The organism is Faecalimicrobium dakarense (assembly GCF_000499525.1).
Classification (GTDB): Bacteria; Bacillota; Clostridia; order Peptostreptococcales; family Peptostreptococcaceae; genus Faecalimicrobium; species Faecalimicrobium dakarense.
Window position 1 is genome coordinate 1 of record NZ_HG529382.1, and the last position, 21,075, is coordinate 21,075.

A 21,075-nucleotide genomic window follows, 5' to 3' on the forward strand; every position below is an offset into this window, starting at 1 on the left:
ACAGATAGAATTTATATAGATATTTATATGAAAGAATATTAAAATAAGTATAATGAAATTAATAAAGTGATTAAAAAATCATTTATAGGAGTAAGTTTGTATGAAAAAAAATTATGTGTTGATAATATTAACTAGTACTGTATTAGGTCTACTTATAGGTATAGGTTTAAAGGACTATAACTATATAAAGATGGTGTTTATATGCCTAAGGATACGTTGGTAAAAAAAGAAGTAAAACAAGTTAATAAAAATATAAAAAAATTAAATAAGTCAAAAGAAAAATTAGAGGAAGAACTATATGGCTTAAAGACTAAATATGAAGACAATGAAAAAATTAAAGAGATAGAAAATATTAAGTCTATGTTATCTTATACGAATTTAGACAATGAAGGAATAATCATAAAAATAGATGCTCTAAACGAGGATACTGGAAATATTGCAAATTTTGTGGACTATAATAAAATTTTAATAAACTTAATAAATGAGATAAAGATAAATGGAGGAGAATTTATATCTATAAATGATCAAAGAATAAATCAATATTCAGAAATAGTCTTAGCTGGAAGTCATATAAATATAAACTCTGTTCCAATAGCGCCACCATATGAGTTTAAAGTTATAGGAAATACTCAAAAGCTAAAAAAATATATAGATAAAGATAGTCAGTATATAAAAAATATAAAGAATAGTTATCCTCTAAAAATTGAAAAGAAATTTGAAAAAAACATATCCATGGAAAAAATGAATATTCCTAATAAATTAAGGTACATAGAAGGGAAGTAAAGCCATATTAAGTACGAGTAGTTCACTAGAAAAATTGATTCCAGAAAAGTTAGCAGTAAAGTACGATGTATTTCCAATTGAGATTAATGACGATAATTTAGTTGTAGGAATTGAAAATGAAAACATGTATGCTTTGCAAGATTTAAAACTAGCTACTGGAATGAATATAATATTTGAGAAGAAAGATAAGTATACCATAGAGAAAAAGATAAGAACGTATTATAAGAAAAATATCAATTTAAACGAAGATTTTGCACGAGATTTATTTAAGGAAATTTTAGAGACATCTATAGATGAAAAAGCTAGTGATATCCATATAGAACCATGTAACGAAGCTTTAGTAATACGAATACGTGTAGATGGATATTTAAAGGAAATTGAGAGATATTCAATTGATATTTATCAGTCATTAGTATCTGTTATAAAGCTTTCAGCATCAATGAATATTACAGAAAGAAGACTACCACAAGATGGAAGAGTTGATATAAATATAAATAATGAAGTAGTAGATATAAGGGTATCTTCAATACCAACAGTATATGGCGAAAAAATAGTTCTAAGGATACTTAATAGAAAATCTTTTTTGAAAGATAAAAAAGAATTAGGATTTTCTAATTTAGCTATAAAAAAAATAAATAATATAATAAATAAAACATCAGGTATATTATTAGTAACAGGTTCTACCGGTAGTGGAAAGACTACTACAGTGTATTCACTATTAAATGATCTAAAAAATATAAGTAAAAATATTATGACGATAGAAGATCCTGTAGAATATAAGATGGATGGAATAAACCAAATACAAGTTAATAGTAAATTAGGTTTAAGTTTCGATATAGGATTAAGGTCCATATTAAGACAAGACCCAGATATTATCATGGTAGGTGAAATTAGAGACCTAGAAACTGCTAAAATAGCTATAAGAGCGGCAACCACTGGTCACTTAGTAATTAGTACGATGCATACTAAAGATGCAGTATCTTCTATATCTAGGCTAATAGAAATGCAAATACCCGCTTATTTAATAAATGCATCTTTAATAGGTATTATCTCTCAAAAACTAGTAAGAAAAGTATGCACAAAATGTAGTCATGACATATTAATAAAGCATAATCAAGACGAAGAAATAAGTACAAAAGTACCAAAAGGGTGCAATGATTGCAGAAATACAGGCTATAAAGGGAGAACGGCTATTTATGAAATTTTAGATATAAATGAAAATATAAAGCAATGTATAACAGGTATGAAGGATGCAAGTACAATAAGAAAAATAGCCATAGAAAATGGAATGATAACTTTTGAAGAGAGCTCTAAAAAATTAATTGAAGAAAGATTAACAACTCTAGAAGAATGCATAATGGTAAATACCGTGTAATTAATCTATAAGGAGTTAATTGATGAATTTATATAAATGTGTAGTTTATGATAAAGAAAAGAATAGAAAGTCTATAAATTTAGAGTTTGAATCTAAGAGTCAAATAAATAGTTATGCAAATTCAAATGAATTAAAGATAGTAAGCATAAAGGAAATTAAACCTAAGAATTTAAATAAGAAATTAAGAGACAGAGAAATTAAAATTCTATGTAAAGAAATGAGTATATTACTAGAATCAGGATGCGAAATCACAAAAATATTTAATATTTTAAAAGCCCAATCAAATAAAAAACTAAGGCAATATTCAATAAAGTCACAAATCATATTCAAAAGGGAAATTCTATAACAGAATCATTTCAAAAAACTAATTCATTTTCAAATTTTTTTATAAGTATGATAAAGGCAGGAGAAGTAAGCGGAAATTTAGATAAAGTCATGAGTGATTTGTCTGATTATTATGATAAAGAGCATAAACTTAAATCTAAAATAATGCTTATTTTAATATACCCAGTAATACTAATAATTTTATCTATAGCATCTATGCTATTTATATTATTTTTTATAGTACCAAATTTTGAAATTATTTTCCAAAATAATGGTATAAATCCTCCTATATTGACTAAAATCTTAATAAATATATCTAGATTTATAAGAGAAAATCATATGTTTATACTAATATTATTTATTATTAGTTTATTTATGGTTAACCACTATATAAAGAGTAGTAAATTTAAAAACTCAGTGACCTTTAAAATTCCAATAATAAAGGATATAAGTAGATTAGTAATAACTAGTAAGTTTTGTAGAAGTTTTAGTATCTTGATAGAAGGCGGGATACAAATTATTGATGCTATAAATATATCTTCTCAAGTAATTGATAATGAGTTTATTTATGAAAGGTTGGCTATAAGTAGAGAATATATACAAAGAGGGGATAGTATTTCTAGTTCTCTTAGTAAACCAAATATATTTCCTCAATTATTTATATCAATGATAAATATTGGTGAAGAAAGTGGTAGATTAGACAATAGCTTAAAGACCATAAATGAATTTTACGAAAATGATTTAGAAACCAAAATACAACAATTTGTAAAAATTATAGAGCCTGTTATAACAATTATAATCGGGATTATAGTAGGTATATTTATTATATCTATGGTATTACCTATGTTTGATGCAATAACATCAATATAATATAAAGGAGAAAATATGAAATTTAAAAAGAAAAAAGGATTTACTTTAGTAGAAATGGTTTTAGTAGTGACTATATTAGGGGTTTTATCAAGTATAGCATTTATGAAATTTGGCGGGGTACAAGAAAAAGCTCAGAAAAATGCTGATTATATAGCTGCTTCAAATATAGCAACAGCAATAAATTTAGGGATTAATGATAGAGTTATAAATGAAGAAAATAATAAAGATATTTTAGAGGTATTAAAGAACAATGGATATATAAGTTCTATACCAAAACCTCAAAGTACTACAGGTGAATTTGATATAACAGTTGATGGCAAAGGTGATATAACTATAGAAGCAGGAGGTACAAAATTTTATCCAAGGGATGAGACCGTAAATAATCAGTAAATAGATATAGATACTTTATAAATAATTCATGTTTAGGAGGGATATTATAAAAAGGCTATTGAATGTAGAAATAAATGAAGATTATTTGAAAATAACAACTTTAAAAAGATTTAAAAATAAAATTTCAATATGTGAATCTATACATAATGACTTAGATTTTAAGTTAGAAGGAAAAGATGAAGTTTGTATAAATGGTTACTCAAATAAGATAGCACAGGCTATTAAATATGAGCTGGGTAAGCTTAGAAAGTCTTATAAAAATATAAATTTTAATATTCAAAATGAAGATATAATTAACAGGAATATTGATGTATTAAATATTAAAAAAAAGAAAGATATAACTAAGTTGATAGAGTTTGAAATTACACAACATATACCTATTGATATAAATGAATACTTAATAAAATATAAAATAGTAGACTCAAATCAAGAAACTATAAAAACACAGGTCATACTATTTCCAAAATATCTTATAAAGATATTAAAAGAAGTTTCTAAAATATTAAATTTAAGGCCTAAAGAAATAAATATAAATTTCGATATTTTACAGAAATTTATAAGCTTAAATTTAATAGATAATTTTGAAACAGATGGAACGTTTATAGAATGTAAACAAAGAAAGTTTATCGTTAACATAGTAAAGGATAAGCAGATATATGAATCCCATATATTATCAAGAACTGTCCAATCATACGAATCTATATGCAAATCAATTAAAAAATCTACAAACGTATATTATTATGGATATAAAGATCCGTTTATCTATGAATATTTAAAAGAAGATTTTAACTTGCAATGTCTTAAGATAAAAAACAATATAAAAATAACAAAAAATGAAAAAGAAATAAAAGAGGAGAGTATAAAATATATAAATAGCATAGGAATGATAATTTAAATTGAAAAGATATAAACTAGTAAATTTTTTAGAAGATTATTCAATAAAAGATAGAACACATAATATCTATAAATTAATAGCTTTATTTATTTTGTCTTTAATAATTATTAAATTATTAATAGATTTTTCATCTATAAAAGATTTGGAAAATAACATAACAAAGAATCAAGTAAATACAAATGAAGTAATCATTAAGGATTACGACAATTTAAATCTCAGTCAAATAAAAACAATATATTCTATTATTGGATATAGTAATGTAGATGAATTAGTAGCAATTGAAAATAATATTGAAATTAAAGGTAAGTGTAATAACCTAAGGGCTCTAGAAAGTATTAAAGATATAGATATTATAAAGGGATACTCTATAGAAAACATAGCAAAAGAAAATGATTATTACAATTTCAAGTTAATATGTGAGATTAGGTGATATGTTTGAAAATGAATAAAAGAGAGAAAGTATTATCATTTATATTGGTAAGTCTTTTATTTGGAATTACTATAAATAAAATTATTATAGCACCAACAGATAATAAAACAGTAAGTTTAGATGATAATAAAAAAGAAATAATAGAGTCAGAAAATATTGAAACAAGCTATAAAACAAATGGAGAAGATATAATATTAAAAATTGAAAAAGAATTAAGTGAATTTTTTAACTATAAATTCTATAAATAAAATAAGTAGTTGGAATGAAGATAATAGTGAAGAAGAAAATATAGAAATAAAGGTAAGTGGAAATTTAGAAAGCCTATTTAAAATTGAAGAAAAAATAGAAATATTAGGATTTAAAAATAAGTTAAAAGATATAAAAATAATAAAAAACAATGTGAATGACGAAGCAAATAATGTAGACTGTATAATGTTATTTAAAGTCGGATAATCAAAAAGTATGGAATAACTAATGTACTTATGGGAATTAGTAAGACTAGATATCGAAATAAGTATGAAATTAGTGATAAAAATACGGAGGAATAGACATTAAACACATAGAAGGTTTATATATAATGCGATTAAATATTATACCAAAACTTAACAGTATACATAAAATTAATAAAATAATATCATAAATTATAGAATGATTAACAAAAAAAATGGTATAATAACAAATTGTACTTTAATTTAAAAGATAAAGGAGTGAAAGTCACATTGTTAGGGAGAAATGAGCTATGCCCTTGTGGAAGTGGCATGAAATATAAAAGATGTTGTTTAAATAAAGATGTTGTATTAGAGAGAGCAGGAAGAAAAGTTGTGCTTTCACAAAAACAATATTCAGAGCTATATACAAAAATATACGAATACTCAAGACAAGATAAGTTTAAAGAAGAATATGAAAAAGCTAAAGAAATGTTTTATATAGTTGAAGATGAAGCAACTAATGAAAAGTTTGAAAGATTCTTCAATACATACTTTGTGCAAGACCATATAATGGAAAGTAAAAAAGTTATGACTGTTGCATTCTATGAAGACAACAGAGATAAATTAAATACACATGAGGTAGAAATATTAAGAAGCTTATTTGAATCATATGTAAGTATATATGAAGTGAAAGAAGTATTAGATGGAAAGATACTATTAAAAGATTGTTTAACTGATAATGAGGTTTACACAGAAGATGTAAACTTATTAAAAGACTTTAAAGTAGGAAGTTGTATGATAGCTAGAATAGTTACTATTGATGATACATCTATATTAATAGACGTTACTATAAGTATATCAGAGTCAGTTAAAGATGTTATCTCAAATGATATAATGTATCTATTTAAGCAATATGAAGATTTATACAAAGATATTAAAACATTCTTAATCCACCATACTCATATATTATACAAATATATGCAACAATTATTAGACCCAAATGTTGCTGAGTACTTAAGAAAACAAAAAGAAGAGAGAATGAACAAAGCATCTGAAGAAGTAGCGATATCAGTTGAAGATGATTGTAAAGTATGTAGCGTTCTTAGAAGAAATGCAGAAAAAGAAAGTGTAGATGCTTGTATAGAATTCTGGAATGAATTCAAAAAAGCTAATGGAGATGTAAAAGGTTCTGAAAATGGATGGGCTGCAGCAGTTGAGTACCACATCAATAAAGTTAATGGACAAAATATAACTCAAGCACAAATATCTAAGAAGTATGAAATAAGCCCAAGTACATTAGGAAAAAGATACAAAGATCTTAAAATATCTTAATATTAATTACTAAGTAAAGGTATATTTTATTATAGTGATTAGAAATGTCAAATTAAGAGCATAAATAAATATGTATATATTAATTTAGGAATTATATTTTATATAATTCCTAAATTTTTGCCTTAAATTATAAATTTAAATATAATAAAGATTAAATCTTATATAAATTAGAAAAAAAGGTTTTAATATATAAGAATAATGTATAAAATAGTAAATATATAATATATACAGAAAGAGGTATACTTATGAGTCTTAGCTTAGGAAGTGCAATAGCGGTATCAACAAATTTTATAAAATCTAACCCAGCAGTACCAGTATACAAGGGAGAAGAAAACCCAAGTAACTTATATGCGGTTATATATCATATAGAAATAGGATACAATCAAGGAACATCTCAATTTACTAAAAAATACATAATAATAGATTATAAAGAATTTAATTTATCTATAGATGAAAAAAATGAGTTAATAGAGATAGCTAAACAGTATTGTAAATCTAACAATATACCAGAAAATGAACAATTAGAAATAGCTCTTTTAGATAATGAAGAAGCGGAAAACTTCTTAGAAAAGGTATTTAATAATCTAAAAGTAATAAGAGGTCTTATAACTAAAAAGGACTAGATATAATTAATTTTTAAAGGTTATTTAGATAAGATTTAGTAAAAATCTAGAAAAATAGAATATAGATTTTATGTTTATAGAAAGCTAGGTTTAATCCCCTAGCTTTTATATTGTAAGTATTTATAAACTAAACTGCTAAATTTGAACTGTAATTAGAAAGGAGAAAAATATGTTAAGAATATCTAATTTAAAGTTAGGAATAGACGAAGATGTATCTATTATAAAAAAGTCTATACTAAAAAAACTAAGAATAAAAGAAAATGAACTTATAAAATACTTTATATACAAAGAGTCTATAGATGCTAGAAAAAGAGGTAGAATAGACTTTGTTTATACAGTAGATGTAGAAGTAAAAAATGAGAAAAAAATACTACAAAATAAAATAAAAGACGTAATTGAAATAAAACAAACAAAGTATATTGGTGTAGAAGTAGGTAATGAGAAATTAAAGAATAGACCTGTAATAATAGGTAGCGGACCGGCAGGGTTATTTGCAGCATTACTTTTAGCACAAAAGGGATACAATCCACTTATGTTAGAAAGAGGATTAGACGTAGATGCTAGAAGTAAAGATATAGATGAATTTTGGAATAATAGGAAGTTTAAAAGTAATTCAAATGTACAGTTTGGAGAAGGTGGAGCTGGAACATTTTCAGATGGAAAATTAACTACTAGAATAAAAGATATAAGATGTAGAAAAGTTTTAGATGAGCTTGTTAACTTTGGATCTCCTGAAGAAATACTATACTCATATAAACCTCATGTTGGGACAGATATATTAAAGGGTGTAGTTAAAAATATAAGGAATGAAATAATAAGACTTGGCGGAGAAGTAAGATTTGATGCAAAAGTTACAGATATAATATTAGATAATAATTCCGTAAAAGGGATAATTATAAATGATAAAGAGACTGTAGAAGCAGATAATGTAATATTAGCTATAGGTCATAGTGCAAGGGATACTTATAAAATGCTTAATAAAAGAGGAGTTAGAATAATACAAAAGCCTTTTGCAATAGGAGCAAGAATAGAGCATCCTCAAGAATTAATTAATAAATCACAGTATAAAGAGTTTTATAATCATCCTAGATTAGGAGCTGCAGATTATAGATTAATAGAACATACTTCTAACCTTAGAACAGCATATACTTTCTGTATGTGTCCAGGAGGTACTGTTATAGCATCAGCCTCTAATGAAGGAGAAGTAGTTACAAATGGAATGAGTGAACATGCTAGAGATAAGGATAATGCTAATAGTGCTTTTTTAGTAAATGTATTACCTTCAGATTTTGGAAGTGATGATCCATTAGCAGGAGTAAAGTTCCAAGAAAAGTACGAAAGGTTAGCATATGAATTAGGTGGGAAAAACTATAATGCGCCAGTTCAATTGGTGGGAGACTTTTTAAATGATAGAGTATCAACAAGCTTAGGTAATGTAGAGCCATCTTATAAGCCAGGTTATGAATTCATAGACTTAAGAGAATGTTTGCCAGAGTTTGTTACTTCAACAATGAAAGAAGCATTACAAAAGCTAGATAATAAAATAAATGGATTTGCTATGCACGATGCTGTATTAACAGGTGTAGAAACTAGATCATCAGCGCCTATAAGAATAGTAAGAGATGAAGAAACATTACAATCTATTAATACTAAAAACTTATATCCTTGTGGTGAAGGAGCTGGATATGCAGGTGGTATAGTAACTGCTGCTGTTGATGGAATAAAATGTGCCGAGAAAATAATACAAAAATATACTAATAATTTACATTAATGTGAAATTTATCTCAAATTTAACAAGAATTTAATACTTTTATAATATTTAACATAATCTTAACACAATATCATCTTTGAATTTGATAAAATACAATAGACATAAATTTTTATTATAAATGATAATTATCTCAAGGAGGACAAGTGTTTTGGAAATTATTATAAATCTTATGGGAGGATTGGGGCTATTCTTATATGGTATGAACCTTATGGGAGATGGACTTCAAAAATCTGCAGGAGATAAATTAAAGAAGACAATAGAGCTACTTACAAGTAACACATTTATGGGTGTTATAGTTGGTATGTTAGTTACAATGGTAATACAAAGTAGTAGTGCTACTACAGTTATGGTAGTTGGATTTGTTAATGCAGGAATTATGAGCTTAAGTCAAGCGATTGGGGTTATAATGGGAGCTAATATAGGAACAACTATAACTGCTCAATTAGTATCTTTAGACGTTGATTTCCTTGCTCCAGTAGCTTTAGGAGTAGGTATAGTTATATATATGTTTTCAAACAAACCGAAACTTAAGCATTTAGCAGAAATACTTATAGGGTTTGGTATATTATTTACAGGTATGGACTTTATGAAAGATGCAGTTAAACCTCTAGCTGAGTTTAAAGGATTTACTGACATGTTAGTGAGCTTTGGAAGTAATCCATTACTTGGAGTCCTTATGGGATTTGCTATAACAGCAATAGTTCAAAGTTCAAGTGCAACAATGGGTATGCTTATAGCATTAGCTTCACAAGGATTAATACCTATAACGGCAGCCTTACCAATATTATATGGTGAAAATATAGGTACATGTGTTACATCTTTAATATCAAGTATTGGTGCAAGTCGTAATGCAAAGAGAGCAGCTATAATGCATTTAGCATTTAATGTCATAGGCTCACTTATATTTATGTTAGTATTAAGTGGTCCAATAGTAAAAATTGTTACATCTATAGACCCAGCTGATACAGCTAGACAACTAGCAAATGCACATACATTATTTAATATATTAAATGTTTTAATATTATTACCATTTGCTAAATTAATAGTTAAATTAGCGATGAAATTAGTTCCAGAAAGAGCGTCAGAAGAGGATGATGATGCTAAGACGGTAAAATATATAGATGATAGAATGATAGAAACACCTTCAATAGCATTAGCTAATACTGTTAAAGAAACTTTAAGAATGGGTGAAAAAGCTAAAGACAGTTTAAATGCAGCAATGGAAGGGTTATTAGAAAAATCTAATGAAAAAGTAAAAAGAGCATTTGGAAGAGAGAAACTTGTAAATGATTTACAAAAGAATATATTAAGTTATTTACTTAAACTATCAAAAGCTTCATTAGATGAAAGTTCAAGAGAATCAGTAGATGTATTATTTAATACAGTTAATGATATAGAGAGAATTGGTGATCATGCAGAAAACATTGCAGAGTTAGCACAATCTGCAATAGAAATGAATGAAACATTTTCAGACGCAGGTAAAGCAGAGCTGCAAAGTATGTACAACAAAGTTATATCTACTTATACATATGCATTAGAAGCTATGAGAACATCAAATGTAGACTTAGCTTGTAAAGTTATAAAAATGGAAGAACAAGTAGATATGATGGAAAAATCTTGTAGAGCAAATCATATGAACAGATTAAACAACAGTTCATGTAGTATAGATAATGGAGTTATATATTTAGACATAGTTAGTAACTTAGAAAGAGTTTCTGACCATGCTGTTAATATAGCTCAACAAGTTATATCAGCTAGATTAGCTAATAATTAATAAAGAAGTTGCCTTTTAAAAGGCAACTTTTTTTGTATGTAAGGAAATTATATTTTATCTGATTTGTAGATAAATATAATTTCCAACTATTAAGCTTGAGCAATGGGCCTGGTTTTATGTCGTAAGATTTGTACTAAATGGGTGGAAATTTAAATATTATGTAAAATTATTATTGAAATTTGTTATTAATTAAACAACCATTTTATGTTATAATTTCAGTAGATTAGATAAATGAAAAATGAAAGGGGTAAGTTTATGAAAAATATAAAATTTGATTATAGTAAAGCCATTGGATTTTTAAATCAACATGAAATAGATTCTATGCAATCTTATGTAGACATAGCTCATGATATGGTTCATAAAAAGACGGGATTAGGTAGTGATTTTTTAGGATGGGTAGACCTTCCAAATAATTATGATAAAGAAGAATTTGATAGAATAAAAAAATCGGCAGAAAAAATAAAATCAGACTCAGATGTATTATTAGTTATAGGTATCGGTGGATCTTATTTAGGAGCAAGAGCTGCTATAGAAATGGCAAGCCACTCTTTCAGAAATAACTTATCTAAAGAAGATAGAAAAGCTCCGGAAGTTTACTTTGTCGGAAATAATATAAGTTCAACATACATGATGGATTTATTAGATGTAATAAAAGGAAAAGATGTATCTATAAATGTTATATCAAAATCAGGGACAACTACAGAACCTGCTATAGCATTTAGAATATTTAAAGATTATGTAGAAAAGAAATACGGAAAAGAAGAAGCTAGTAAAAGGATATATGCTACAACAGATGCTAAACGTGGTGCACTTAGACAACTAGCAGATGAAGAAGGATATGAAACATTTATAATACCAGATGATGTTGGAGGTAGATTCTCTGTTTTAACGGCAGTAGGGCTATTGCCTATAGCTTGTGCAGGTTTAGACATCGATTCAATGATGAAAGGTGCGAAGACAGCTTGTGAGGAGTTTAAAACATCAGATCTAAAATCTAATGAAAGTTATCAATATGCAGTAGTAAGAAATGCATTACATAGAAAAGGTAAAGATGTAGAATTATTAGTAAACTATGAACCACAACTACATTATGTAGGAGAATGGTGGAAACAGTTATTTGGAGAAAGTGAAGGAAAAGATAATAAAGGGATATTCCCTGCAGCAGTAGATTTCTCAACTGACTTACATTCTATGGGTCAATACATACAAGAAGGTAAGAGAATATTATTTGAAACTGTAATTAATGTGGAAAACGCAAGAAGAAACATAACTATAGAAGAAGCAGACGTTGACTTAGATGGACTAAATTACTTAGCAGGGAGAACTGTAGATTTTGTTAACCATAAAGCGACACAAGGAACAATACTTGCTCATACAGATGGACAAGTTCCAAACCTAGTGATTAATCTACCTCAACTAGATGAATATAACTTTGGTTACCTTGTTTACTTCTTTGAAAAAGCTTGTGCAATAAGTGGATACTTATTAGGTGTTAACCCATTTGACCAACCAGGTGTTGAAGCTTATAAGAAAAACATGTTTGCGTTATTAGGAAAAGCTGGATATGAGAAAGAAAGAGAAGAATTAGAAAAAAGACTTAATAATTAAGGTTAAGTTAAGAATAAAGTAATATAATAAAACCATCATTAAAAGTAGATTACTACAAAATGATGGTTTTATTGTATTTATGCATATGGAAATAAATATTTGTTATTAAAGTATAAAATATGCAAATAATAGATTAAAAGATTATTTCGTAGATTAAAAATCAATATATAGGAGGGATTGGAATGTCTAATAAAAGAGGAATCGGATTAGTTGTTTTAATATGTGTAATAACGGGGGTGCTAAGTAGTTTTTTAACTATAGTGCTAATGAAAAATACAGTAGCAAATAATGGTTCATCAGGAAAGCAGCAACAGATAGTTGTAAATGATGATGGAAAAGCTCAAAATATATATCATGCAGTAAGTGATAAAGCTATGCCATCAGTAGTTGGTATAACTGCTACAACAATAGATAGAAATAATGTGTTTGCTATACCAACTCAATCAGAAGGTGTAGGTACAGGTGTTATAGTTGATGCAAATGGATATATACTTACAAATTCTCATGTTGTATCAGATGGTCAAGCTGTTGACGTTAATGTATTATTTAATGATGGTACTAATGCAAAAGGTAAAGTATTATGGAACGATCCAACATTAGATTTAGCAATGGTAAAAGTAGAAAAAACAGGTTTAACACCAGCAGAACTTGGAGATAGTGACGATGTTAGAACTGGTGATATATCAATAGCTATAGGAAATCCATTAGGTCTTGAATTCCAAAAGAGTGTAACTCAAGGTATAATAAGTGGATTAGATAGAACTATAAAAACAGAAAAATCTAATATGACAGGTCTTATGCAAACTGATGCTAGTATAAATCCAGGAAACAGTGGAGGACCATTATTAAACCAAAAAGGTCAAGTTATAGGTATAAATACAGCTAAAGCTTCTCAAGCTGAAGGATTAGGATTTGCAATTCCTATAAACACAGCAAAACCTATAGTTGAACAAGTAATAAAATCAGGAAATTTTGAAAAAGTTACATTAGGTATAAAAGGAATTGATTTAGCGATATTTGAAGCATCTACAGGAACAGATTTAGCAGCAAAAGAAGGTGTATATATAGCAGAAGTAATTGCCAACACAGCAGCTCAAAAGTCAGGAATACAAACTGGCGATGTAATAGTTAAAGTTGGAGATATTAATATATCTAGTATGTCAGACCTTAATAAATCATTATACAAATATTCAAAGGGAGATAATACGAAAGTAACTATAAATAGAAACGGAAAAGATATAACTATGAATGTTAAGTTTTAAAAATAACATAAAAAAGATGGGATATAATTATATCCCATCTTTCTTTATATTATTTTGCTTTTTCGCTAGAACAAGAAGACTGACTAGAGCACCCTGAACAGCTAGAGCAACCATTATTTTTTGATTTAATGTTTTTGTAAAGTATTATAAGAGCTATAGCTACTATTAATCCACCAACAACTAATTCTATTGCAGAAGATATATGAGCACCCTCAAATAATAACGAACCAATAACTTTAATTATAAATGCTACTACCCAAGCTAATGCAAATTGGTAAGTTGCAGATATAATCATCATCTTACTTCCGTACTCTTTTCTCATTGTAGAAAGAGCAGCTATACATGGAGTATATAAAGCTGAGAAAGCTAAGAATCCATATGCAGATACAGAAGTAAATAAAGTAGGTAAAACAGTATCCACATTACCATAAACAACTTCCATAGTAGTTATAACAACTTCTTTAGCACTTATACCAGTTAATATAGAAACACCAGCTCTCCAATCTCCAAATCCTAATGGAGCAAATATTGGAGCTATAAATCCACCGATAGAAGCTAAGAAACTCTCATTTATATTTTCAGTAAATCCTGAGAAGTTAAAATAAGATAATGCCCATATAACAACTGACATAGCAAACATTATAGTACAAACTTTTATTAAGAATCCTTTAGCCTTACTCCAAGTATTCTTTAATAAACTACTTAATGATGGTAAATTATATTGTGGAAGTTCTAAAACAAATGGTTCAACCTCTGTTTTATATGCTGTTTTATTTAATACTAAAGCTACTAATATAGCAACAACTATACCTAATAAGTAAAGTGAAGTAGTTACAAGTGGTGCATTTTTTGGGAAGAATATTCTCACGAATAATGCATAAACTGGTAATTTAGCACCACAAGTCATAAGTGGAGATATAAGTGCAGTTATTTTTCTATCTTTTTCACTTTCTAAAGTTCTAGTAGCCATTATAGCTGGAGATGCACATCCAAGACCTAATATCATAGGTATGAAGGCTTTACCAGATAAACCTACTTTTTTCATTATATTATCCATTAAGAATGCTGTTCTTGCCATATAACCACAATCTTCAAAGAACGACATACCTAAGAATAGAACGAATATTAATGGGAAGAATGGTAATGCTCCACCTAATCCACCTATTATTCCATCTACTATTAAAGAATGGAACCAAGGACTAGAATTTGCTAATAAATTACCTATAGGTACAGCTAGATAAGCATCTATTGCTTCTTCAGTTAATCCTTGAAGAGGTCCACCTACCCAATCAAATGTGAATTTGAATAAAAGTAATAATGCCGCTATAAATATTGGGTAAGCTAATATAGGATTTAAAACTATATTATCTATCTTATCACTTAAAGATTTTTTATTTTTTAATTTTGATTCCATAGAATTTTCTAGTATTTTTTCTATTTCTTTATAAGTATTAACTTCGTTTCCAAAGTCTTTTCTATAGTTACAGTTAGATGATAAAGCTGACTTTATATCAGAAGTTATATTATCGAAACCTTCTTTTTTCTTAGCTATTACAGGAATAACTTTAACACCCAATTCTCTTTCTAATTTTTTAGCATCAATATTTATACCTTTAGACTCAGCAACATCAACCATATTAAGTAATAATACTATTGGCTTGTTATATTGCATAAGTTGTGTAGTTAAATATAAGTTTCTATCTAAGTTAGATGCATCTACAATATTTAATATTAAATCAACATTTCCATTTTCTAAAAAAGACTTAGATACCTTTTCTTCATTAGAGAATGTATCCATTGCATATATACCAGGTAAGTCTATAACTTTTATATCCTTACCAATAAAACCTTCTTTTTTTTCTATAGTAACACCTGGCCAGTTTCCAACATATTGATTTGAACCTGTTAATATATTGAAGACAGTAGTTTTACCTACATTAGGGTTACCTAGTAACGCTACGTTAATCATGTTTTTCCCCCTTATTTTAAAGAAATATTCTTAGCATCAGATTTTCTAAGAGCAAGATCAAAACCTCTGAATCTAACTAGTATAGGATCACCTAGAGGAGCAATTTTTTTAACCTCTATTTCTGTATCGTCTATACATCCTAAAGCAAGTAATCTTTTTGCTAATTTTTCATTTCCATATATTTTATTAATATTACCTTTTTGGCCAACTTTTAAATCGTAAACAGTCATCATTAATACCTCCTAATGAAATTCATTATCAATAAGAGTATATCAGTAAACAGTTTGTGTGTCAACAAAATGTAAGGAATTGAACTATGTTAAATTGAGATATGCAATTAATTTTATAGTATATTAATTTGAAATTAAAATATTGTATGAAATGCTTGAATTTATGGGAATAGTAGGGGATTTTGTGTTGACAAAGTCTGATAAAATTTGTTAAGATAAAGACATAAAATATACAATTTTGTAACTATGGTGATTATTATGGCGAATAGGGAATTAGAAGCATTAAAAAAGGAAATTGAAACACTTAGAGAAGAAATCAATACATATATAGAATATCCAGAGATATTCAAGGAGGAATTGGTTGACTCAAGCAATAAAATAGATACACTAATAAATAAGTACATGATTTTAAGTAGTAAGTAAGCCCACATATGTGGGTTTTTTTACATTTTAAAATAAATATGTAAATGCATATCTTGTTAATAAAGTGAGAATATTAAGTAACTAGATAAGAATAAATAAAACATTTAAATAATTAGATAAAGGTGAAATTTATTATGTTAGTTAGAATTATAAACTCAATTATAATTATTATATTTTCATATATACTATTAAAGCTTATACAATACCTAATAAATAAGATATTTAAAATCACTAAATTTGATGTAAGATATGAAAACACACTATCTAGTGTATTAATGTCAATATCGTACTATATAATATTTACAATTAGCATAATACTAATACTTAGAGAGTTTCAAATAATGGATGTAACAAAATTTGGATCTTTAGTTACAGGGGCTAGTATAGTTGGTTTAATAGCTGGGGTAGCGTCTCAAAGTATATTAAAAGATATTTTCAATGGATTTTTTATATTATTTGAAAAACAAGTTCAAGTTGGAGACTTTATTGTACTTAATGAAGAATTCAGAGGTAGAGTAGAAGAAATTGGGCTGAGGAGCATTAGCTTAAGAGACTGGGATTTGAGAAGAATAACTATAGCTAATGGAAATATAGCGAGCATAAGAAACTATAGTAAGAATAAAATGAGGGTAGTAGTACATGTTAGAGTATCTTATGAAGAAGATCCAATGAAAGTAATAAGTACATTAGAAGAGGTTTGTAATATAATGAATAAAGATTATGAAAATTATTTATATAAATCCTCACCACAAGAGCCTATCAGTCCATTTAGTGTATATGGAGTAACAGATATAGAAAATAATCCAGTAGGAGCTCAATATACTATAACTGGAATGGTAGACTCACATAATTACTTTTTGGCTCTTAAAGAAGTTAAATTACAAATACTTATTACATTTAAGAAAAATAATGTTCATATAGCGTATCCTACTCATATAAATATAATAAATAATAAAATTAATAATGATGAAAAAGAGCTATAAATTTAGCTCTTTTATTATATGAAATTACATAAGAGTATAATAAATTAATTTAATAATTTTTTATAAGGGGGAGTGGATTTATATTATAAATAATAAAGAAATAATAATAAGGTTATTAATGGCACTTATAATAGGAGGATTAACTGGGTTAGAGAGAGAAAAGTCACATCAATTTGCGGGATTTAGAACTCATATTTTAGTAGCAGTAGGTTCATGTATTACTTCCATAACGTCATTATCTTTATTCTTTGACTATAATTCATATGCAAGCTTTGACCCAGCTAGATTAACAGCACAAGTATTATCAGGTATAGGTTTTTTAGGAGCTGGTGCAATTTTAAAAACTTCAAATGGTATAAGAGGGCTAACTACAGCAGCTGGAATATGGGCAACTGCATGCATAGGAATTGCAATTGGATATGGATATTACGTTTTAAGTATATCAGCATGGCTATTTGTTATGATAACCCTTTATATATTAAAAAATATAGATAAAATTTTATTTAGAAAAAAACAGACTATATTTAATGTAACGGTAGATAATATAAATATGGTATCAGTACTATACGCCAAATTCGCTAAGTCCCAAATTGATGTTAAAAATATAGATATAGAAGATGAAGATGGACAATATTTTAAATTAAGCTTCTTTATAGTTTATGATAGGCGAATTATAATGGAAGAACTAGTAAAAGAACTAAATATGTCAAAAAATATAATAAATGTAGATTATTTACATTAAAATAATATAAAATAGAAGATAACTAACTAGAATTAAAATTGAGGTGTATAAATTGAAAAAAAACATAAGAATAATAACAGATGGTTCGTGTGATTTTCCTAAGGAAGTTTTGGATAGAGTAAACCCAGATATAGTAGGTATTAATGTTGCTTTTGGAGAAGAAAGTTATATTGGTGGTGTAGAGATAGATGAAGAAACTTTTTATAACAAAATGAGAGGATGTAAGGAACTACCAAAGACATCAAGTCCTTCTCCAGATAGATTTATAGAACTATATAATTGTGAAGAAGATGAATTATTAGTATTTACTTTAACATCAAAATTATCTAGTACATATAGTAATGCGGTATTAGCCAAAAATATGTATTTAGAAGAAAATCCAAACAAAAGAATCGAAGTTATAGATAGCCAAAGTGGTTCTATTGGTGTAGCCTTAATGATATTAAAATGTAATGAATTAATAGAAAATGGAAAAACTATGGATGAAATCCTAGATGCGATAGATAAATTTAAAGAGGACATTGTTTTCTTTGGTGCATTAGATACTTTAGAAAATGCAATAAAAGGTGGAAGAGTAAATCCTATTGCTGGAAAATTAATAAATGCATTAAATTTTAAAGTTATCATAAAAATAGAAGAGGGATTAGTTAAACCTATAGATAAAGCTAGAGGTGGAGTTAATAGTTTAAAGAAAGCCCTTGAATATGTACAAAATAATGTAAAAGATGCAAGTGAAAAAACTGTTATAATAGCTCATGCAAATTGTCCAGAAAAAGCTTTAAAGATTAAAGAAACAGTAGAAGCAAATGCTGAATTTAAGGAAGTATTAATAGCAAGTATAGGTCCGATAATGGGAACATTCACATCAGAAGGAGCTATATTAGTGTCTGTTTTATAATATATAAGAAATTATATTTATTATAAATAAAATGGATAATATACAAGTATTTTAAAGCGAATTTTTATAATTTTTTTAAAGGAGTGAAAATTATGGGAATAGATAGAAATAGTATAGAAGAAAAGTATAAATGGAAAATAGAAAGAATGTATCCAAATAAAGAAGCTATAGAAAGTGATATAGAAAAAGTAAAAGGATTCATATCTAAGGCAAAAGAGCTTAAGGGAAAACTATCTGAAAGTAAGGAAAACCTATACGAGGCTTTAAATATCTCAGAAAAAGCTTCTCAAATATTACAAAACCTATATGTATATACTCATATGAAGCAGCATGAAGACACTAGAATAAATGCTAATCAAGGAATAGCTACTAAGACAGATATGCTATCAACAGAACTATCAATGGCTTCGTCATATATGGTTCCAGAAATAATAGCGATAGATAGCGAAAAATTAAATGAGTATTTAAATGATGATAAATTATCATTTTATAAAAAACATATAGATGATATTTTAAGAGAAAAGCCTCATACATTAAATGAAAGAGAAGAAGAAATACTAGCTGCAACAGCAGATTTATCTGGTGTACCTGAAAACGTATACGACATGCTAGCGTTTGCAGATTTAGAGTTTCCAGAAATAGAAGATGAAAATCATGAAAAAGTAAGATTAACAGATTCTAATTTCTCAACTTTCCTTAGAAGCAAGGATGCAAGAGTAAGAAAAGATGCATTTGAAGCAATGTACTCAATATATGATAAGTATAAAAATACTTTTGCTGCAATTCTTTATGGTGGAATAAAGGCAGAAATATTTTATGCTAAAATAAGAAAATATGAATCGGCGCTACAAGCATCTCTATTCCAAGATGATATAAGTATAGATGTATATAATAATCTTATAGCGGCAGTGGATGAAAACCTAGATGCTCTAAATAAATATGTAGATCTTAAGAAAAAATTCTTAGGATTAGATGAGATACATATGTATGATTTATATGTTCCACTAACTGATAAGTTTGATATGAAAATACCATATGAAAAAGCTCAAGAAATTATATTAAATGCATTAAAGCCTTTAGGTGAAGAGTATTTAAGCATAATAAAGAAAGCTTTTGAAGATGGATGGATAGATGTTTATGAGAATGAAGGAAAACAAGGTGGAGCTTACTCATGGGGAAGTTATGATTCTAATCCATATATATTAATGAGTTATAAAGATGATTTAAACTCTTTATTCACTTTAATACATGAATTAGGTCATTCACTACACAGTTATTATTCTAGAAGTAGCCAGCCTTTCCTATACTCTAACTACAAAATATTTGTTGCAGAGGTTGCATCTACATTAAATGAATTATTATTAATAAACTATTTATTAGAAAATTCTAATTCTAAAGAAGAAAGAATTTATCTATTAAACTATTATTTAGAGCAATTTAGAACTACTGTATATAGACAAACTATGTTTGGTGAGTTTGAAAAATTAACTCATGAAAGAGTAGAATCAGGAGAGCCATTAACAGCTGAAGAGTTTACATCTATATACTATGATTTAAATAAAAAATATTATGGAAATTCTGTTAAAGTAGATGACCAGATAGGTTTAGAGTGGGCTAGAATACCACATTTCTATTCAAACTTCTACGTTTATAAATATGCAACAGGATTCTCTGCTGCAAGTGCATTAAGCCAACAAATATTAAAAGAAGGTCAAGAGGCAGTCGATAGATACTTAGGGTTCCTAAAAAGCGGAGGATCTGAGTATCCATTAAAACAACTAAGAGACGCTGGAGTTGACATGGAAAAGAAAGAAGCGGTAGATGAAGCACTAAAAGTATTTAGTGACTTAGTAGATAAATTAGAAAAAGAATATTAAATAAAAAATGAGCATTATAAATCATAATAGCTCATTTTTTATTTGCAAATTTTAAGCAACGGATGTAACTGAATGAATATGAAGTTAT

General features: G+C 27.3%; 23 protein-coding genes. 21 read left to right on the top strand and 2 right to left on the bottom strand.

Annotation, left to right across the window (positions count from 1 at the left end):
* Positions 1-100: 100 nt before the first annotated feature.
* The 16 genes from BN899_RS20180 (at position 101) to htrA (ending at position 13,865) form a co-directional block, all read left to right on the top strand.
* Positions 101-223, top strand: a complete 123-nt coding sequence (locus BN899_RS20180) for a hypothetical protein (protein ID WP_278244989.1) — start codon at positions 101-103, stop codon at positions 221-223.
* Positions 202-783: a DUF881 domain-containing protein gene (locus BN899_RS12785; protein WP_242824177.1), complete on the top strand. Its 582-nt coding sequence runs from the start codon at positions 202-204 to the stop codon at positions 781-783. The genes BN899_RS20180 and BN899_RS12785 overlap by 22 nt, the downstream gene beginning before the upstream one ends.
* Positions 784-817: 34 nt before the next feature.
* A complete protein-coding gene (locus tag BN899_RS12790) occupies positions 818-2,158 on the top strand; it encodes a GspE/PulE family protein (RefSeq protein ID WP_242824178.1) in 1,341 nt (446 codons plus the stop codon).
* A 22-nt stretch (positions 2,159-2,180) separates the two neighbouring features.
* Positions 2,181-2,504, top strand: a complete 324-nt coding sequence (locus tag BN899_RS19845; protein WP_242824179.1) for a hypothetical protein — start codon at positions 2,181-2,183, stop codon at positions 2,502-2,504.
* Positions 2,501-3,352, top strand: a complete 852-nt coding sequence (locus BN899_RS12795; RefSeq protein WP_242824180.1) for a type II secretion system F family protein — start codon at positions 2,501-2,503, stop codon at positions 3,350-3,352. Before BN899_RS19845 ends, BN899_RS12795 begins: the two co-directional genes overlap by 4 nt.
* A gap of 15 nt (positions 3,353-3,367) precedes the next feature.
* Positions 3,368-3,742, top strand: a complete 375-nt coding sequence (locus tag BN899_RS12800) for a type II secretion system protein (protein ID WP_042276003.1) — start codon at positions 3,368-3,370, stop codon at positions 3,740-3,742.
* 28 nt (positions 3,743-3,770) lie between these two features.
* Positions 3,771-4,637: a type IV pilus biogenesis protein PilM gene (locus BN899_RS12805; RefSeq protein WP_042276005.1), complete on the top strand. Its 867-nt coding sequence runs from the start codon at positions 3,771-3,773 to the stop codon at positions 4,635-4,637.
* 1 nt (position 4,638) lies between these two features.
* Positions 4,639-5,067 (top strand): hypothetical protein, encoded by a 429-nt coding sequence (locus tag BN899_RS12810; protein WP_042276007.1) that lies wholly within the window; start codon positions 4,639-4,641, stop codon positions 5,065-5,067.
* 11 nt (positions 5,068-5,078) lie between these two features.
* Positions 5,079-5,315, top strand: a complete 237-nt coding sequence (locus BN899_RS12815) for a hypothetical protein (protein ID WP_042276010.1) — start codon at positions 5,079-5,081, stop codon at positions 5,313-5,315.
* Positions 5,284-5,520, top strand: coding sequence for a hypothetical protein (locus BN899_RS12820; protein WP_042276013.1), 237 nt, complete (start codon positions 5,284-5,286; stop codon positions 5,518-5,520). Before BN899_RS12815 ends, BN899_RS12820 begins: the two co-directional genes overlap by 32 nt.
* 266 nt (positions 5,521-5,786) lie before the next feature.
* A complete protein-coding gene (locus tag BN899_RS12825) occupies positions 5,787-6,827 on the top strand; it encodes an SEC-C domain-containing protein (RefSeq protein WP_042276015.1) in 1,041 nt (346 codons plus the stop codon).
* Positions 6,828-7,072: 245 nt separating this feature from the next.
* On the top strand, positions 7,073-7,450 hold the full coding sequence (locus BN899_RS12830) for a hypothetical protein (protein WP_042276017.1): 378 nt from the start codon (positions 7,073-7,075) through the stop codon (positions 7,448-7,450).
* Between the two features lie 169 nt (positions 7,451-7,619).
* A complete protein-coding gene (locus BN899_RS12835) occupies positions 7,620-9,221 on the top strand; it encodes an NAD(P)/FAD-dependent oxidoreductase (RefSeq protein WP_042276020.1) in 1,602 nt (533 codons plus the stop codon).
* Between the two features lie 148 nt (positions 9,222-9,369).
* Positions 9,370-10,995, top strand: a complete 1,626-nt coding sequence (locus tag BN899_RS12840) for a Na/Pi cotransporter family protein (RefSeq protein ID WP_042276022.1) — start codon at positions 9,370-9,372, stop codon at positions 10,993-10,995.
* A 255-nt stretch (positions 10,996-11,250) separates the two neighbouring features.
* Positions 11,251-12,603 (top strand): glucose-6-phosphate isomerase, encoded by a 1,353-nt coding sequence (locus BN899_RS12845; protein ID WP_042276024.1) that lies wholly within the window; start codon positions 11,251-11,253, stop codon positions 12,601-12,603.
* A gap of 182 nt (positions 12,604-12,785) precedes the next feature.
* Entirely contained in the window at positions 12,786-13,865 is a 1,080-nt protein-coding gene (htrA, locus tag BN899_RS12850) for a serine protease HtrA (RefSeq protein WP_042276033.1), read from the top strand.
* Positions 13,866-13,914: 49 nt separating this feature from the next.
* Here htrA and feoB read toward each other — a convergent pair whose 3' ends face one another.
* Positions 13,915-15,834, bottom strand: a complete 1,920-nt coding sequence (feoB, locus tag BN899_RS12855) for a ferrous iron transport protein B (protein WP_042276036.1) — start codon at positions 15,832-15,834, stop codon at positions 13,915-13,917.
* An 11-nt stretch (positions 15,835-15,845) separates the two neighbouring features.
* On the bottom strand, positions 15,846-16,064 hold the full coding sequence (locus tag BN899_RS12860) for a FeoA family protein (RefSeq protein ID WP_042276045.1): 219 nt from the start codon (positions 16,062-16,064) through the stop codon (positions 15,846-15,848).
* Positions 16,065-16,322: 258 nt separating this feature from the next.
* Here BN899_RS12860 and BN899_RS18695 point away from each other — a divergent pair, with 258 nt between their 5' ends.
* The 5 genes from BN899_RS18695 to pepF all read left to right on the top strand — a co-directional run bounded on the left by BN899_RS18695 (position 16,323) and on the right by pepF (position 20,987).
* Positions 16,323-16,487 carry an aspartyl-phosphate phosphatase Spo0E family protein gene (locus tag BN899_RS18695; RefSeq protein WP_081712261.1) on the top strand — a complete coding sequence of 55 codons (165 nt, stop codon included), beginning with the start codon at positions 16,323-16,325 and terminating at the stop codon, positions 16,485-16,487.
* Between the two features lie 134 nt (positions 16,488-16,621).
* On the top strand, positions 16,622-17,470 hold the full coding sequence (locus tag BN899_RS12865) for a mechanosensitive ion channel family protein (RefSeq protein WP_042276046.1): 849 nt from the start codon (positions 16,622-16,624) through the stop codon (positions 17,468-17,470).
* Positions 17,471-17,588: 118 nt separating this feature from the next.
* Positions 17,589-18,212, top strand: coding sequence for an MgtC/SapB family protein (locus BN899_RS12870; protein ID WP_052356851.1), 624 nt, complete (start codon positions 17,589-17,591; stop codon positions 18,210-18,212).
* Positions 18,213-18,264: 52 nt separating this feature from the next.
* Positions 18,265-19,110 (top strand): DegV family protein, encoded by an 846-nt coding sequence (locus BN899_RS12875; RefSeq protein WP_042276049.1) that lies wholly within the window; start codon positions 18,265-18,267, stop codon positions 19,108-19,110.
* A gap of 92 nt (positions 19,111-19,202) precedes the next feature.
* The gene (pepF, locus tag BN899_RS12880) at positions 19,203-20,987 is read left to right on the top strand and encodes an oligoendopeptidase F (protein ID WP_042276054.1); all 1,785 of its coding nucleotides are present in this window, start codon (positions 19,203-19,205) and stop codon (positions 20,985-20,987) included.
* The last annotated feature ends 88 nt before the right edge of the window (positions 20,988-21,075 follow it).

Bases quoted from the DNA above. Each gene is read 5' to 3' on its own strand.
- BN899_RS20180 (WP_278244989.1), top strand. From the start codon at position 101: ATGAAAAAAAATTATGTGTTGATAATATTAACTAGTACTGTATTAGGT.
- BN899_RS12785 (WP_242824177.1), top strand. From the start codon at position 202: ATGCCTAAGGATACGTTGGTAAAAAAAGAAGTAAAACAAGTTAATAAA.
- BN899_RS19845 (WP_242824179.1), top strand. From the start codon at position 2,181: ATGAATTTATATAAATGTGTAGTTTATGATAAAGAAAAGAATAGAAAG.
- BN899_RS12800 (WP_042276003.1), top strand. From the start codon at position 3,368: ATGAAATTTAAAAAGAAAAAAGGATTTACTTTAGTAGAAATGGTTTTA.
- BN899_RS12805 (WP_042276005.1), top strand. From the start codon at position 3,771: ATGTTTAGGAGGGATATTATAAAAAGGCTATTGAATGTAGAAATAAAT.
- BN899_RS12815 (WP_042276010.1), top strand. From the start codon at position 5,079: ATGAATAAAAGAGAGAAAGTATTATCATTTATATTGGTAAGTCTTTTA.
- BN899_RS12830 (WP_042276017.1), top strand. From the start codon at position 7,073: ATGAGTCTTAGCTTAGGAAGTGCAATAGCGGTATCAACAAATTTTATA.
- BN899_RS12835 (WP_042276020.1), top strand. From the start codon at position 7,620: ATGTTAAGAATATCTAATTTAAAGTTAGGAATAGACGAAGATGTATCT.
- BN899_RS12845 (WP_042276024.1), top strand. From the start codon at position 11,251: ATGAAAAATATAAAATTTGATTATAGTAAAGCCATTGGATTTTTAAAT.
- htrA (WP_042276033.1), top strand. From the start codon at position 12,786: ATGTCTAATAAAAGAGGAATCGGATTAGTTGTTTTAATATGTGTAATA.
- feoB (WP_042276036.1), bottom strand. From the start codon at position 15,834: ATGATTAACGTAGCGTTACTAGGTAACCCTAATGTAGGTAAAACTACT.
- BN899_RS12860 (WP_042276045.1), bottom strand. From the start codon at position 16,064: ATGACTGTTTACGATTTAAAAGTTGGCCAAAAAGGTAATATTAATAAA.
- BN899_RS18695 (WP_081712261.1), top strand. From the start codon at position 16,323: ATGGCGAATAGGGAATTAGAAGCATTAAAAAAGGAAATTGAAACACTT.
- BN899_RS12865 (WP_042276046.1), top strand. From the start codon at position 16,622: ATGTTAGTTAGAATTATAAACTCAATTATAATTATTATATTTTCATAT.
- BN899_RS12870 (WP_052356851.1), top strand. From the start codon at position 17,589: ATGGCACTTATAATAGGAGGATTAACTGGGTTAGAGAGAGAAAAGTCA.
- pepF (WP_042276054.1), top strand. From the start codon at position 19,203: ATGGGAATAGATAGAAATAGTATAGAAGAAAAGTATAAATGGAAAATA.